General features: G+C 46.5%; 9 protein-coding genes. 2 read left to right on the plus strand and 7 right to left on the minus strand.

Annotation, left to right across the window (positions count from 1 at the left end; genetic code table 11):
• Positions 1 to 17: 17 nt before the first annotated feature.
• The 6 genes from ACERC5_RS07245 to tmk form a co-directional block, all read right to left on the minus strand.
• Positions 18 to 1,037, minus strand: coding sequence for an ArsR/SmtB family transcription factor (locus ACERC5_RS07245; RefSeq protein ID WP_373660507.1), 1,020 nt, complete (start codon positions 1,035 to 1,037; stop codon positions 18 to 20).
• Positions 1,034 to 2,284 carry an MFS transporter gene (locus ACERC5_RS07250; protein ID WP_373660508.1) on the minus strand — a complete coding sequence of 417 codons (1,251 nt, stop codon included), beginning with the start codon at positions 2,282 to 2,284 and terminating at the stop codon, positions 1,034 to 1,036. The genes ACERC5_RS07245 and ACERC5_RS07250 overlap by 4 nt, the downstream gene beginning before the upstream one ends.
• Before the next feature lie 124 nt (positions 2,285 to 2,408).
• Complete coding sequence (gene rsmI, locus ACERC5_RS07255) at positions 2,409 to 3,278, minus strand: 16S rRNA (cytidine(1402)-2'-O)-methyltransferase (RefSeq protein WP_373660509.1); 870 nt, start codon at positions 3,276 to 3,278, stop codon at positions 2,409 to 2,411.
• Positions 3,275 to 3,604 (minus strand): initiation control protein YabA, encoded by a 330-nt coding sequence (locus ACERC5_RS07260; protein WP_373659168.1) that lies wholly within the window; start codon positions 3,602 to 3,604, stop codon positions 3,275 to 3,277. The genes rsmI and ACERC5_RS07260 overlap by 4 nt, the downstream gene beginning before the upstream one ends.
• Entirely contained in the window at positions 3,601 to 4,500 is a 900-nt protein-coding gene (locus ACERC5_RS07265; protein WP_373660510.1) for a DNA polymerase III subunit delta', read from the minus strand. The genes ACERC5_RS07260 and ACERC5_RS07265 overlap by 4 nt, the downstream gene beginning before the upstream one ends.
• A complete protein-coding gene (tmk, locus tag ACERC5_RS07270) occupies positions 4,497 to 5,129 on the minus strand; it encodes a dTMP kinase (RefSeq protein ID WP_373660511.1) in 633 nt (210 codons plus the stop codon). Before tmk ends, ACERC5_RS07265 begins: the two co-directional genes overlap by 4 nt.
• An 82-nt stretch (positions 5,130 to 5,211) precedes the next feature.
• Here tmk and ACERC5_RS07275 point away from each other — a divergent pair, with 82 nt between their 5' ends.
• Both ACERC5_RS07275 and ACERC5_RS07280 read left to right on the plus strand, forming a co-directional pair.
• Positions 5,212 to 5,409 (plus strand): hypothetical protein, encoded by a 198-nt coding sequence (locus ACERC5_RS07275; protein ID WP_373659165.1) that lies wholly within the window; start codon positions 5,212 to 5,214, stop codon positions 5,407 to 5,409.
• Between the two features lie 23 nt (positions 5,410 to 5,432).
• Positions 5,433 to 6,293 (plus strand): glycoside hydrolase family 25 protein, encoded by an 861-nt coding sequence (locus tag ACERC5_RS07280; RefSeq protein WP_373660512.1) that lies wholly within the window; start codon positions 5,433 to 5,435, stop codon positions 6,291 to 6,293.
• 97 nt (positions 6,294 to 6,390) lie between these two features.
• Here ACERC5_RS07280 and ACERC5_RS07285 read toward each other — a convergent pair whose 3' ends face one another.
• On the minus strand, positions 6,391 to 16,632 hold the full coding sequence (locus tag ACERC5_RS07285) for a beta-N-acetylglucosaminidase domain-containing protein (protein ID WP_373660513.1): 10,242 nt from the start codon (positions 16,630 to 16,632) through the stop codon (positions 6,391 to 6,393).
• Between the last annotated feature and the right edge of the window lie 397 nt (positions 16,633 to 17,029).

A 17,029-nucleotide genomic window follows, 5' to 3' on the forward strand; every position in this document is an offset into this window, starting at 1 on the left:
CAATCGTTTTTTTTTATCTAGTTTAGGTCAAAGTCCAATTTGACCCGTTCGAGCACTTCTTTTAGGAGGGGGCGATTGAGGGTATAATGTCCTTTAGTCTGTCCAGAAATCAGCAAGAGGTTGGCATTGACCAGTTTTTGGACATGGAAGGTAACCGTGGCTGGACTGATGCCAAGACTGTCTGAGACGGCCTTACTCTTCTCGCCGTGTAGGCCGATTCTCTGCAAAATCTCATAGCGGACAGGGTCACTGAGGCTTTTGACCACCACATCAAGAACATCCTTGTCCACCACTTGACGGTTACCGATAAAGGCAGCCACACGGGGGAAGAGCTGGAAATAGGCAGGGCTGTCTGGTCGGTTTTTATCATAGCCAACCATTTGCATAAACTGCAAAGGCGATGTCACAAAAACCTCACAGTTACTGCGTCCTGTTTCAGCTAGGACACCCAGCACATCGTGTGACGTGTTCGCAAACAAGTCTGGGATGTCCAGCTGTTCAGAAAAAGAGCGAATCTCCTCCTCAAACTGGGCATAAAAGGGCTCATAGAGGGGACAAAGTTCCTGATAAAGAGCACTCATGCCCTGAACACATTCCTTTAGGTGCTGATAGAACCAGAGCAACTGCCAACGATAAGCAGGATCATCTGAGAAATCCTCCAAGACAAGTAGTAACGCCTCCAAACTGAGACTATCTTGTTCCTCATCGGTTAAGGAAAGGGCGAACTCCTGCTCCAGCACTGCCTCTGGTATAGCCTCAATCAAACGGGGCAGCTCTGCCATGTCCAAGGGATCCTGCCCCTGTGCCAAGAGATAACGGTAGAGCCGCAGGAAAAAGTGCCGATGAAAATAACGGTCAATCCGCTCCTTGTAAGGGGCAAGGACTGCTTTAACCTCCTCCAAGATGGCGAGGGCATCCTCCATGACTGCGCGCTCCTGACTGGTCATGTCCACATGGCTATAATCCACATAAACGAGATTGGGCAGCCAGAGAAAATCAACCAGACGGCTGCGATGCAGATGCGTCAAAAACTTCATGATAACTCCTTTGTATTTAAGCGAAAACTGAAAATGATGTAACCAACAGACAGGACTAACATGACCAGCATCAGGTGCTGAGCTGGGAAGATGACCATAAGTCCAGCTAGAAGGACTTTCATCAGGATAACACCCAGCTGAAAATAGGTTGCCATGCCTGAGAAAATCATCCCCATCTTGTCCTCAGGGAGACTGTTTTTCACCAAGGCTCCCATCTTAGGGTTGACAATCCCGATACCGAAGTTGGTCAAAAGCAGCATACCCAAAAACAAGTAGGTCTGGTGCCAGTAGAGGGTCAGAAAGATAGGCAGTAAAACAATGATCCCATACCGTAAAAAACGGATTAAATCAATCGTCATACGGCCTGACATGACCGCGATATTGCCCAGCAAACCACCGACCATCATCACCACACCAATAACAGACAGGGTCAGCGCAGGAGAGCCAAAACCGAAGGTCTTGTCCTCCGTCATCACCAAGAGAACAAAGGTTTCAATACTGGCAAAAACAGCATTAAATAAGGGCACAACAAGCATGGCAAATCGCACAGCAGGAATGCGATTCATCTCTGTCAAGGCCAGCTTTAAGCTGGACCATAAATCTGCAACAAGGGACTTTTCCGACGGACGGTCAACAACAGTGATCGGGTCTTTGAGCAGAAGAGCATTTAGTGACTTACTCAAGAACAGCATGCCCACCGCACAGACGAGAAAGGTGACCGCGTTGAGGTAGGCCAGGTTTTGGTAGGTCATGATAGCAACCAGAGCCGCGCCGCTAAATTTGAAAAGAATGGCCATGGTTTGAAAAATACTAGACGAAAAAGCCATGCCTTGCTCTCGCTCCTCAGGCGCCAGCACCCGCAAACTGATGGGCTGATAGAGCCCACCCTCAAACTGCCCTGACATGTCAGACAGAAAATTCAGCAAAGACACAGCCACAACCACCCATAGGCTTGGCAGAAACCCCATGACAAGGCCGACCACCAGGTAAATGGCAAAGCGGAAAAACTGCGTTGCGATGATTAAGGGCACTTTTCTGGTCTGCTTATCCGCTAGGTAGCCCATGATAAAGGCAGATAAAATAGGCAAGGTCTCGGACATGGTCACGATAGCAATCGCTGTCTTAGGCTCTGGCAACAGCAAGACATAGTTCATCAGAGCCAGATAATAGACACTATCACCAAAGTTGGACAACAAGTCCAAGCCCAAAACGGATAGGTACAATTTATTGGATAGGATTTTTTTCATCACACCCTCTTTTCAATTATCACTAAAAAATTTTTTTGCGATTATCTAAATTATATCAGAAACCAAATTTTAGTCAATACTAAATTTCAATTTTGATAAAAGAAAAAACGAGGTTAACCTCGTTTTAGTTAGCAGCGTGGTAGAGTTTATAAACAGCCTGCCGATTGAGCTTGAGCCGCTTCGCAACATCCTTGATGGCAGCATTGGGCTTCTGACCTTGGGCAATAGCTTGCGCAACTAGGTCTATAATGGTCTGATCTGTCAACTCATCAGGTTTATGCTGACTTTGCTCGTAGCCAGCGACCAGTATCAGGCACTCCCCCTTGGCTGGGTGTTCTGTCAGATAAGCTATTGCTTCAGATACCATACCCCGCTGGTACTCCTCATAGAGTTTGGTCAGTTCACGCACCACCACCACCTGCCGGTCACCGTAAACCGACAGCACATTAGTCAAGGTAGCGACTAAACGGTGAGGAGACTCGTAAAAAATCTGGGTCTCTGGATAATGTTTCTTTTCTTCGAAAAAAGCGAGCTGCTGGCCTGATTTTCTCGGTAAAAACCCATAAAACACATGCGGTTGTGGCATCAGTCCACTGGCGATTAGGGCTGTCAAGCCCGCGCTAGCGCCTGGTAAAGCAACAACTGGCACCTCCTGTGCCAGTGCCGCCTGCACCAAATCATACCCTGGATCTGAAATGCTGGGCATCCCTGCATCTGATACCTGAGCAAGTGATTGACCTGACACCAAGAGATCAATCAGAACAGGAATCTTCTCTACGGCATTGTGCTCATGAAAACTGGTCTGACGCGTTGTAATGCCAAAGTGCTTGAGCAAGAGACCTGTATTTCGCGTGTCCTCTGCCGCAATCAAATCAACATTCTTAAGCACCTCGACCGCCCGAAAGGTCATGTCCTCCAGATTGCCGATCGGGGTCGGCACCAAATACAAGGTTCCTGCTCCGCTATTATCCTTAAAACTTCGCTGTATTCTCATCGATCATCCCTGTACAATAATTCCATACAAATCAAGCAATCTTCTCTACTTCCACGGCTTTGCCCATAAAAGTCATTGCAGACATGGAAACCTTCATTGTAGAGTTGCTCCAGATGCTCCTTGCCTGTGTTATGGGTGTTTTTCTCAACAGCTGGTGCTTGTCGCTGAGCGAGCAACTCCTGCAACTGCCGATTTTCCAGACGCAATCGGGCATTCTCCTCTAATACGGTCTGGACCTGTTTTTTTAGGCGCTCGCTAGTCCCTAAAACTGTCAGCAGTTCTTCTGAAAAGCCATCAAAGGCCTGCAAAAGTTCCTTATTTGTCATTCTTCCTCCTCTAACGTCAACACCAGATAGTCCAAAGCGTTTTGGAAACTGACATTGGCTTGCCACATCCGCCTGACTTGATAGAGTTTCTCCACAATCTCCGCTCCTTTGTTGGCGTCTTCGGACTGAGCGGCTTGGCTAGTCAGTAACCGAAAGCACCAATCCTGTTCGGTCTTATCACTCGCCTTATTAACCAAGCGACTGACCTGCAAGTAAGCCTCTTCTTTACCCAATAACAACTGGTCTATCAAGCGTTGGCAAAGCCCTATCAAATCCAGCAGGCGTTTATTTGTTGCTAAGTCTGCGAGTTGATGCGGTGAGTTGGTCAGCTCCGCTAAAAGGCTTGCTTGGCTTTTTAACAGACCAGTCGCCTCAAACTGCCGCAACAGATAAGCTCTGTCTGTCGGGCAACGAAACAGTTGACAGCGACTTTTTATCGTTGGTAAAACCTTTTCTTCATCACTCGTCAACAGAAAAATATAGTAGTTGCTGGTTGGTTCTTCAATCTGTTTGAGGAGACTGTTGGCAGCGTTGGTGTGCATCTTATCAGCATCCTTGATGATGAAGACTTGGCAGTCGCCTTCGTAGCCTGATTGTGCAAAATCTCTTGCCAGCTCACGGATTTGTTCCGTTTTAATCAGCTGTCCCATAGGTTCAACCACCGTTACATCCGCAAATTCGCCTACAGCAATCAAGCGACAAGAACGGCATTTCCCGCAGGGCAAGTTTTCAGCAGATAAGTCCTCGCAAAAACGACTCTGTGCCAGATAAATGGCCAGCTCAAAACTCCCAAATTCTCCTGAGAATAAATAGGCATGGCTCAGTCTACCTCTTGCTAAGAGCCTGTCAAACGAGACTAGTAAGTTAGGTTGCAGTTCTGTTAAGACCTCTCTCATCTCTCTAAGAGCTCCTTAATGTGCAGATAAGTCTCTTCAATGACTTCTGGCAAGGGTTGACTAGCATCAATGGTTACGATGCGTTTTTCTTGCTTTGCTATGGCCTGGTAGCCCGCACGAACCCGCTGGTGCATGTCTAATCGCTCCAAGTCAAGGCGATTGACTTCTCGGTCACTATTTTGTTCGATACGTGCCAGACCAAGCTCAGAAGGCACATCAAAATAGAGGGTCAAATCAGGTACTAAACCATCTGTCGCAAAGTTGTTTAACCACCTCACACCGTCAACTCCGAGTCCTCTCCCATAGCCTTGATAAGCGACCGAACTATCGATAAATCGATCCATCAACACCAGTTCCCCCTTACCTATAGCGGGCAGAACCTTCTCCACCAGATGCTGCCGCCTAGCCGCGATATAAAGCAATAACTCAGTCTTGTCATCCATAGCTGTATGCTCAACATCCAGAATTAACTCTCGAATTTTCTCAGAAATCGCTACGCCTCCAGGTTCGCGTGTGACGGTGAGACCATCTGAACACAAATCTGCCAACCGCGGCACTAGTGCGTTCAGAACGCTGGTTTTCCCTGCGCCATCTGGCCCCTCAAAACTAATCAACAACCCTCTTGTCATGACTATCCTCTTTTCTATAGTTTTATTTTATCATTTTTTAGTTAGAAAATATAGCCTAAGTATACGAGAAGAGGGCAGCCGTATGACAGCAGGTATTGTCACTATTGTATCCTTTCTTTGCGAGCGTCTCTCAGTACAGCATCGCTCAAATCTAAACCAAGAGTATCCGCTTTGGACTTATAGCAAGAAAAAATATCAAAATCATGTCCTTAAGCCAATTATTTCTCTATGGATTGGTCACAGTAGCGCAAAAAAGCGAGATATTTTGATTTTTCAATGAAACTATGTTATAATTTGCTTTAAATGAGAAGAAAATTAAAACCCATCGTTGTGCTAATCTTTTTTAGCCTGATTACCCTAGTGATGGGAGTTGCCTACCTCAAAGAAAGGCAGCTGGATAAACAGGTGCTTCAACAAGCTAGCCAAACCATTCCAATCGCTAGCCTACCTTCTATCAATCCTGCTCCTTCATCATCTGCTGAAGAAGACATCGTTGAATTAAAACCCATTATTGATGTTTCCGGCTGGCAACTACCCTCTGATATGGATTACGATACCGTTTCACAGCATGTTTCTGGTGTTATCGTCCGCGTTTATGGCGGGTCAAAAATTACCAAAAATAACAACGCATCACACACCACAGGTATTGATAAATCTTACAAAACCCATATCACTGAGTTTCAAAAACGTGGTATCCCTGTGGCTGTCTATGCCTACGCTCTAGGTACTAGCGAAAAGGAGATGCGTGAGGAAGCTCGCGAATTTTACAAAGCCGCTTCGCCTTATAAACCAACATTTTATTGGGTTGATATAGAGGAAGAAACCATGTCAAACATGGATCAAGGGGTCAAAGCATTTCGCGATGAACTTAAAAAACTTGGTGCTGAAAACGTTGGACTCTATATCGGTACTTATTTTATGACTGAGCAACAGATTTCAATTGATGGATTTGACGCTATCTGGATTCCGACATACGGCGGCAATACCGGTTATTACGATGCTGCCCCGCAAACGGATATTGAGTACCATCTCCACCAGTATACCGACCGAGGTTGGATTGCTGGTTTCAATCATGATGTCGATATGAATCAAATTGCCCCTACTCAAGAGAACAAACTAGCTATTTTTAAAAAATTATTCGGCTCATTGCCATCAACCAATTAAATAACCTGTAAAACTCCTGAATCAAGTCATTGATTTAGGTTTTTTACTAGCAATCAAAAAACTAGACTGGTTCATGACCAATCTAGTTTTTATTAACTTACCTAGCTCGTCTTCTCAGTCCGGCTAAGCCTAGGGCTGATAAGAGGGCTGTTGCGCCGACAGCAGCTAGAGCTGTGTGAACATCGCCTGTTGCAGGGAGTCCCTTCTTACCTACTGTCGCTGAGGCTAGTGCTGAAGCTACAGGAGCTGATGATTGGCTTGTTGCTTTAACAAGCTTAGCAACTTCTGCCTTGATGGCTTCGAGTTCAGCTTCAGTTTCTGCGAAGGCCACCTTGACAGCCAAATCGCCTTTTTGCTCATCAGTCAAGTTGGATGCATCAATTGCTTTAAGCAAATCAGTCGCCAACTTAGCCTTGTCCACAGGTTTATTTGGTGTATTACCAGTGTCTGGTGTGTTGCCACCTTGATCAATGCCTGGGTTACCAGGATTTGAAGTGTCGGCACCTTGACCAGGGGTTCCTGGGGTCGGAACAGGATTTGGTGTTGAATCTGACGTTGGCGGAACCGGTGTTGATTGTGGCTCATAAACAATACCATACTCACTGAAGTGCTCTGCGGTGAACTTAGCATAGCGCTTGCCATCACGAGTCACTGTTGTGAATGACAGGCTTTGGCTCTGGTCACTATTTGGTAGGTAAACCACTTGAGCGACGTCTTTACCGTCATCAATCGGCAGGTAAACGTCAACCGGAGCAGCTGGTTTGATGACATTACCATCCTTGTCGACCAGCTCGATGTCAAAGAGGTCGTAGTCGGTACCTTTGAGGATGACTGGTGTTTCAGGGTTGTTGGTTTCTTTGTGGAAGACCACTCTCAAGCCTGCCACCTTGGCATCCGCTGTTTGAACCTCTGCGATGATACCTGAGTCAGTTTGAGGGTTGACGTCAGTAATTTGACGCGGTGGTTGTATGGTATCAGGGGTAGTTGTGTTGTCGCCTTGGTTAGTATCGGTGTTATCACCTGAGTCGTTATCGGCGTTATCACCTTGGCTGCCACCATTATTCTGGTCATCGCCCGGGGCTGGGGTGGTACCAGCTGAATCGTCGGTTGCGCCTGAATCTTGACCTGCATCGCCTGACGGACTATCAGAATCTGAGCTGTCTTGGCTATCACCATTAGCCTGATCACCACCTGGGGTTGTGTTTGAATCAGTTGAATCGCCTGGTGTGCCTGGATTTTGACCTGCATCACCTGACGGATTGCCTGAATCTGAGTTGCCTTGGTCTTTGTCTGTTTCTGGCGTTTCATCATCTGGCGCTTGAGTTGACTGGTCGACTTCCTCATAGTAGGTTGCCAATTCATAAACTTCAAAGGCTTGGTCACTATGTTCTAGCTTGATGTCCAGCAAATGTTTGACACCTTCTGGGACAATCAGCGTTTTGAAGCTACTGTCCAGCTGTCCAAGGACAATCCACTTGCTTACCACATCACGGTCATGCTGCTCTGCTATTTCCTCAACCACACGAGCCTTAACGGTAACCACCTGACCATCAGCGAGTGTTAACAAGATTGTCACATGGTTATGATGGGTGTTTTCAGACAAGTGATAAGTGAGTTCCCCAGCTTGACCTTGGGTGCGATAGCTAGTCAGGAGGCGTCCGTCAACAACATGCGTTGCCAAGGAGTCTTGAGTTTCTGCGCCACTTGTGACAACGGTTGGGTCATTAACAGTCTTGACAAATTCGCCGTCGTTAATCACCAGTTCAGTAAAGCCAACAAAGCGGTGGGTGTAATCTGCAGTGAAGAGAACCCGCAAGTACTTGGCAGTAACTGGAGTCGTCAGACTACCCTCGATATAGCGATTACCTGGTTGTGTGCTATCGTGAGTCCAACCATCTGTCAGAGAATCATCCCGACGTGGGTTTTCCTGACCATCACCAACAGTCACGACATCTGTCCAGGTTTGACCATCTGGGCTAATCTGAATCTTACCGTCGCGCAAGTAATTCTGAGTGCCATCTTGGATATAGGCACGAATTTTGCGTACCGGACGCTCACTACCTAGGGTCAGAACGATATTGCCACCTGAACGTGGGTAGTCAGAAAACTCTACAAAATTATTGAGTTTGCCATCAAAGAGCTCCGCGAGATTGTTGCGGTTACGCACATCAGAGGAACCGTAGGTAGAGTGAATGCCCATAGTAGTTGACGTCAAGCTGTCTGGCAAGATTTCCTTGGTCTTAACCACCAAGGCTTGTGCCGTGATAGACTGATTGCTACTTGTTTCGTTGATAAGACGAACATACCGAACCAAATCTTGTCTGTTAATCTGGTCATTTCGATACCATTCGACACCATTTGGTGAATAGAGGAGACTGAGTTGATCGTTGCTTGCTCCTGTCAGAGCGATACTTTCCAGCTGATGCAATCTAGCCAACTTCAAGCCGATATAATCAGACGGTTTCAGTGTAGCGTCAGCCGGCAGAGCTAGGCGATAACTGTCCTGACCAAGAACTGTTCGTGCGTCTGCAAGTTCAGCAACAGAGGTCTCTGTGTAATCGGCTACGCCTTCGTTACTCTCCAGTTTGAACTCGGCAATCCGCCACCATTTATTCATGGCTTGAGCATTCTTAATCCGAACGGCCTTGGCTGTGACAGCTGTCGGAATGTTAATGGTCGTATCACCATCAACATCCGCCAATCTATGCCAAGTTTGACCGTCTGGGCTATATTCCACGACACCGCGACCAATCTTGTCGCCCGTGCCTTGGACAATGATCACCTTAGATAGCGGCGTGGCTTGTTCGAGATTAAGCTGTACCCAGCTATCAGCAGGGGTATTGTCCTGACCGTTGCTGTTTGCAAACATGGCTTCTGTGGCAGGGTTGTTGTCTAGTGCTTGATCTTGACTGGTGCTGTATTTGTAAATGAGGTTACTGCTGGTGGTAATGGTACCTGTCAGCTGATTGCTACGTTGCCCTTGTTCCAATGGACGGTTGATAGCAATCTCACGCACACCCAACCAAGTGTTTTCTTTCGGTGCTGTTGCAATGATACGGACCGCCTTGGCCTTAATCGCCAAATCTGTAAAGGTCAGTTGGTTTTCATTGCCGACATAGGCAGGACTATCCAGTTTCACCCAGGTATCTTGCTCGTTGAGGTATTGAACATCAGCTGCCGCAAAGGTATCTCGTAGATTGCTGGTTGCCCCCATAGCAAAGCCAAGACTGGTCAGCTCAATCGGACGATTGAAGGCTAATCCAACATAATCACCAACAGCAATACGGTTTGGACTCTGACTAAGCACTTGAGTGGTCAAGTCACCGTCTGTCAACTTGCTCAAATCACCTTGAGCGAGGTTACGGTTGGTGATGAGGCTAGTCTGAATGACACTAGGGTCCAAGGCCTGTTCAATCTGACCTGCCACATGTTCAAAGAGATTGAGGATAAATGGACGGATGTGTTGGACACCCAGCTCAGCCGCCTCATAGTGATTCACATACCAGAACGTATGGGTCTTAGACTGATTGTAACGATCCAGACCTGCCTTGTAATTATCCCACAGGGTCGCTTTGTCACCATTCAGGTGCTCGGTAGCAGTCAGCAGGCTATCCAGAGCAGTCATCTGATCAATGGTGTTATCCAACCAGTGACTGATTTGGTCTTTCATCCGCTCATGACCAGACGTCTTGTAGACTTCGGCTGCTGTTTTTAGCTTGGCAAATTCCTGACGGAGTTCAGAACGTTCAGCAGTCACATCATCCCCTGCTTTGAGCTTGTTGATGAAGGCTGTCAGTTTCGGAGCCAGCTCAACAGATTCTTCTAATTTCACCACACGGCTGTCCATGTTCTGGTTAATCATGTGCTTACCGAGTTCACGGAAGGCACGAGATGTCTCGCTATCCTTAAAGGTACCTGTTTCTGCAAAGTTAAAGGCAACATCATTGACAGATTTGGCTTGACTTTCTGAACCCCAGACTTTCCAGGTGTACTCAGCTGCATTGAAGAGAGCAATCTTAGATGGTTCAGACTGCTGCATCGGATTGAGCATGATGCCGGCAATTAGACTAGGGTCAATAGATGGGTGCAAAAATTTCTCGCCACCGCCCAAAATCAAGTGTTGCTTGGAGTTATCTGTTGTCGGCCAGTTAATCCAAAGTTGCACAGGACGATAAGCACTACCCCCAGCCTCCAGATTGGTCTTGAGGTTGTTCAGGAAGGCGCTAGACACTTCACCCCAGATACGACCACCTGTCAACGTCAGAGCACTGGTCTCAGGCAGATTGGCATTGAGAGAGCGAAGCTCTGCTTCACGACCATTACCCCAATACTCATGAGGAACAAAGACCATCTCCTTACGAAGACCGTTATAGGTTGCTTGTTTCTCGGTCAGCCAATCTGTCAAGTCACGCATGAGGCGATTGTAACTGTCATAACCACCTGCTGGTCGTGGCGCATCGTCTGCTAAAATGCCAAACTCACGCACTCCAACATCCATGAGCTGGGTAAACTTAGACTTGATAACCGTCAAATCTTCTTGATAAACGCTATCATTATCAAAGCGAACACGGTTATGCATGAATGGGTGCAAGGTCCACACATAGCGGGTCTTGCTTTGGTTACCAGCACGAGCCAGTTCTTTAATCTCAGCTAATTTTTCCTCAGGGTAGAGTTCGCGCCAACGACTGTTATGGTAAGGGTCATCCTTAGGTGCAAAGAAGTATTGGGTCAGCTTGAGGTCGCCACCGTAGCGCATCAGTTCGGCACGGTCAGCATTTGACCATGGATTACCGTAATAACCCTCGATGAAGCCACGGTTCTTGATATCTGCATAATCCTGAACCGTTACATAGCGGAGCACAGGCTTCTCACTATCCTTGAGCATGTGCTTGAGGGTTGTCAGACCATGGAAGACCGCATCGGTGTCCTTACCAACAACGGAGATACTATTGCCCTTGATCACCAGACTGTGGGCGTCAATCTTGTTGTAAAGCTCTGGGGAAATAGCAGAGCCTGCCTGATGGCGACTTGCTGCAGTTTCCTGACCATGAATGCCCAAGAAGATGTTGGTGGCACTGTCCACCGCTGCTTGGCTGGTGCTGTAAGAGATGTTATTGGCTTGCAAGGTCTCTTTGAGACGGTTGCGGGTGTAAATGTCAACGCCACTGCCAATGACCAGATTAACAGCGCCATCAAGACGCATTAAGCCATCACCATAAGTCACCTGTTGCGGCGTTGGGAAGACCGTATAGGTCTTGGTCAGGTAAGCAGGATCTGTCAAGGCTGCTGTCACATCCACTGTTGTCGGTGCTGTCCAGCTATCTGGCAATTCTTCTGTCCCATCTGTCACAACCTCACTCACTTGACTCGGCAAGATGGTGAAGGACTTGGTCACGATTCCCTCATAGCGCCCTAGACCTGTCACAGTCACCGTACCTTGCGTTTGGCGATTAGCCTGACCGATATTATCGGCGTAAGTCAGGCGATAATTGGTGTTTTCCACCAGAACCTGACCAGCTACTGTCACCACTGCTTGAGGGGTCAAGACTTGTCCAGTATGGGTGACGGACTGATGAGACAAGCTCACATGACCATCTGTTAAGGCAATCTTAGCTTCTGGGTCAGTCACTTCTCTCACACGGAATTCACTGACTGCCATAAAGCGATTTGGACGGTCTCCAAGCGTATTAACAGCTTGAAGCTTAACGTAACGTGCTTGTTTTGGTGCAAAGCTAACTTCTTGCCAGTCGTTGGTATTGCTAAATGTGCCAGTCGCAACACTTTCCCATGTTTGGTTGTCTGTACTTACATAAACTTCATAGTTGCTAACCTTACCATTTGAAGCACCATCTTGACGTTGCAAGTAAGCCAGACCGTCCAGATATCTGATTTTTCCAGTATCTCCGACTAACCAAAGATTGGAAATGTCTGTTCCAGCACCCCACGCTGAATGCCAATGCGTGCTAAAGTCAAAGTCATTGGCATTAGTGACTGCTTCGGATGCCCGGTTTTCAACAGATCCAGCTGTCAGAGTGACCTCACTACGAGGCACATAGCGCTTATCCTCAGGTGTCCGTGGGCTTTCTGGAATCAAATGCACCGTATAAACAGCTGAGCGCGTCTTATCTTCTGACTCGGTAAAAATTCTAAGTTCTGTTTCACTAATGGGCAGAACCGTCACTGCTGGGTTATTGCTAGTATGACGGGCAAAGAAATCCCCAGTATCCGGTAAACGCATCTCTGTTCGGATACGATTACCTGTATGAACTTGATCCCCTAAATGAATTTCATTGATACTAGCATCACTGTGAAGATTAAATTGTTCAAGAGCTGTGTAAATTTCCAACTCTGCGATACCCACTGAAGACTTGCGACTTCCAATAGTCTCATCGGCGTTTTCAACAGTTATCTTAAATTCTACTGCTGGGACTGGTCGTTCCAATCGATAAGTAATCTTAGTTAAACCGTTAACTGTTTCTGGTGATGTTGCTGTTGCAGCAATCGCTTGAACTTCCTCTCCCACACCACGGCTCCAAGCAAAATTAACCGTTTTAGGTGGACGAAGAGAGGTTCTATCGCGATGATAGTAGGCCACTACTTCTGAGATATTTTGTGCTGTGTCATAAACAAATGTCAAGGTAGCGGTCTTCTGACCAGCTTGAGCAGCTGCATAGTTTGACCAGATGGTTGGGTTAGGACCACCATTCATATTCGCTGATACAGTCAACTGGCGATCACGAATAGCTTCCAAGGTATCTGAACCGTTAATATCTTGGGTCAAGCTAGCAGCTACGGGAGCAACATTTTGATCAATTGCTATCGTTTTAGTGCCTACACGAACACTAGCATAGACCCGTCGCTCTTCTCCGAGTACATTAGCTAGTCCTTCGACATAGACGATACCTTCTTGATTAAATTGTTCCTCCTCTGGAAGATGCCAAGTTACTGGGAAAGTAGATGATAATAGGCTACCATCTGCTAAGTAAGCTTGAACAGCATCCGGTAACTGTGGAACACCGCCCAGCTCAACAGCTGTGCTAACATTTTTCATGACAGCAACTTGATCAATGATGGAGACAATAACTTCTACAACAGATGGCAGTCCCTCTACTTGACCAACAGCAGTAAAATTACGACCGCTAGACAGTTTCTCTGCAATATCTGACGAATTAAAGGTTAAATGCTTCTCTACTTCTCGACCATCTTGATAGCGCACCATTGCCTTATCTGGTAAGGTTAACGCTGCCCCTTTCTTGATATAGATGGTCTTAGACAATTTATAGCTGTCTACATTCTCAGATGCCTGATGTTCTTTAGCAGTAACATGGAACGTCTGGGTGCTAGAGGTCAGACCATCTGCACTAGCTGTGACACGAACATCACCTGTCTTACCAGTCATCTTCAAGATAGCAACTACCTTACCACCGAAGGCTTGACGGTTATCATCTTGGTAGGACTGGTGATCAACAGGATTTCCGTTATCCATCGCAACCAACTCAGCAGGTCCTTCAACAGTCACTGTGACACGGTTAGTAGCATTAACAACAAGATTACCAGAAGCGTCTTTAACATCAATTTCTACATAGGCTAAATCATGGCTATCTACGCGTTCATCTTTCTTGGTGATTTGGCTAGTAAGCTGAGTCGCTGCCGTAAAGGTCTTAACCTCTTTGTTACCAATAGTTCGAGTTATTTCTCTATTTTGACTGTCATAGGCGATCGCTTTGATGGTTCCTGGACGATAGGCTACCTGCCAAGTCAAATAAAGGTTTCGATGTTCCTCGCGTTGCTTATCTGCCCCTTTATAAATCTTATAAGTGTAGCCCGCAGCTGTCCGTTCGGTCGTCAATTCCTTGGTGCCAAGATCGGTTTCCCGACCATCTGGATCAATGTGAATTAGTTTAACCTTATCTGCATTGGAGTAAACGACTACCTCAACATTATTATTGGCATCTTTCTTAACGACAGATTCTTCCCAAGCTGGCAAGACATGCAATGTCGTGTCCCCTTTTTGCCATTGGCTACGGTAGAAATAGTAAGAGTCTTTCGGCAGACCAGCCGTATCAACGATACCAAAGTAAGAACTCTTAGGTGCTCCCCAAGCACCGACAGAACCTGAAGATACACCATTCCACGGTGTTGGTTCACCAAGATAGTCAAAGCCTGTCCAGACAAACTCCCCTGCGACAAAGTCTCGTTTAATGGTATCATACCAAGCCTCACTGGCGACATGTCCCCATCCAACCTTACTTTGATCATATGAAGTCAACTGACGATCCGAGCGACGCTCATTGCCTTTGACATTATAAACACCACGGCTGTTAATAGCCGAAGCTGTCTCAGAACCGTAAATAATCCAGTCTGGATGGTCACGATGACCTTGGTCATACTGAGCACCATTAGCATAGTTATAGCCAACAATGCCTTTTGTTCCTGACTTATTAGTCAAGGCATTAGCCATCGCAATAGATGTCTGGTTAAGGTTTTTGAGCTTATTATCTCCCAATGTGGCTGGACGGGTTGGATCTATTTCTTCTACCCAGCTAAAGAGTTTAGCAATCACCTGTGGATAATTAGAGGTGTTGGCAGAAAAGCCCTCCATGACCTCATTACCCGTTGACCACATGATGATGGATGGGTCGTTAATCCCGCTTTTGACCATTTGCTTGATGTGGTACTCTGCCCAAGTTTGTTCAGGAGAGGTCACACCATTTAAGTTTCTTACGCTAGTACCAATCTGACGATTGAAGAAACGAGCATAGTCGTTTGTGTTCCCATTTTTAGCATGTTCCCACGTATCAAATGCTTCATCAATCAAGAGCATTCCCTTGCGGTTAGCGATGTCTTTCATGGCACGAGAAGCAGGGTTGTGGGTCACACGAACCGCATTAACGCCCATATCCTTGAGAATAGTGAACTGGCGTTCGATGGCATCGTAATAAGCACGCGCCCCTAGACCACCCTGGTCATGGTGCATGGATACCCCTTGCAATTTCAGGTTTTGCCCATTGAGTTTGAAGCCCGTATCCTTATCAAAAGCGGTATAACGGAAACCTGTCTCTTGATCCCTTGACTGAATCACCTGACCGTCCTTTAACACCTCCGTCCGAAGCACATAGAGATGAGGATTGTCGACCGACCAGAGTTTTGGCTTAATGACCGTTAGGCTATTGTCAATAGCCGAGCGAGCACCTGCTGCTACCGTTTGAGGAGATGTCGTTTGGGTTTCCGCAACTGTCGTGCCTAGTGACCCATCACCCTGACGCTCGAACAAGGTATGCTTAACGCTAATCTGAGCAGTCTCATTGCCTTGGTTAATAACACTAGTGCCAATAGTGACGCGACTACCGCTAGCTTGGTCATGTGTTGTTTCCAAATCAGGTGTCCGAACCACCACCCCATACTCCGCCAAATGGACTGACGGAGCAAATTCCAAATGCACAGACCGGTAAATCCCTGAACCTGAATACCAACGAGAACTTGGGATTGGGTTGGTCACTTTGACTGCCAGAACATTTTCCTCATCTTTTTTCAAATGTTCCGTCAAATCAAAACTAAATGGGCTATAGCCGTAAGTGTGTGTTCCTAAGGACGTGCCGTTGATGAAAACTTCCGTCTCCATATAAGCCCCGTCAAATTGCAGGTTAACACGACCCTTAGCCGCCTCTTCTCCAATGGTAAAGGACTTGCGGTACCAGCCGATACCGCCAGGCTTGTAGCCACTTTCAGCCTCACCAGATGGGGTGTAGTCCTGGGTTAAGCTAAAATCATGTGGCAAATCTAGCTTTTTCCAGCTCGAATCGTCAAAGCTCTTGCTAGAAGCTGCTGCACTATCTCCCAGATTGAATTTCCAATCCTTATCAAAATTCACCACTTTATCCGTGTCGTTGTAATGATTGACCTTATGCCATTCCTCAGGTGATTCTGTCTGGGTAATCGTTTCGGATGGCTTGTCGCTAGATGGTTCAGCAGAGCGAGTGGCCACATTAGCAACAGCAGGGCTTGAGGAAACTGTAACACGAGACAAGTCCTCAGCAGGTGCTTCTGAAGTCACTTTTTCTGCATCTGACGAGCTCGACAAGCCTTGTTCTGCTACTTCGGACGATTTACCTTCCTCGACAAGCGGTTTAACAGGCGCTTCATTTGCTACAGATTGTTCGTCTTCTTGCTTATCCGTCTGACCAGCGACTGGTGAAACAGGTGTTTCCGCTAAAACTGTTTCTTGTGGCAACACCCCAGACAAAAATAGACCAACCACAACAGAGCCAACACCCAGGCTCGTCTTACGGATGGAATAATGATAAAGCCGATTCAGATAATCTTTTCTATCTCGTTTCATACGTGATAGCAACCTCCTTTGATAAAATAATTTGTTTAAAAACACGACGTGAGTCGCAAACGTTTACAAATACAATATTAACAAAAACTAATTTCAAAATCAAGCGTTTACACAAAAAATAATAAAATCTTATCATGATAAAAGGAGGATGTTTTCCTGTAAATGCCCCTAGCTAACACTCTCAAAAATCAATCCTTATCTTTTCAATCCGCTCTAAACTTATCCACGTCTATAATGACAACACCTAAAAAAGACCAAGATTCCAGATGGATTTGAACCGCACCCCAAAAGTTAGACAGATAATCTAACGAATGGGGTGCTTTTTTATGAAATTGAGCTACGAAGATAAATTAAATCTCTATGAGCTAAGAAATAAAGGGCTGACGTGGTCCCAACT

The organism is Streptococcus sp. E24BD, assembly GCF_041807825.1.
Classification (GTDB): domain Bacteria; phylum Bacillota; class Bacilli; order Lactobacillales; family Streptococcaceae; genus Streptococcus; species Streptococcus entericus.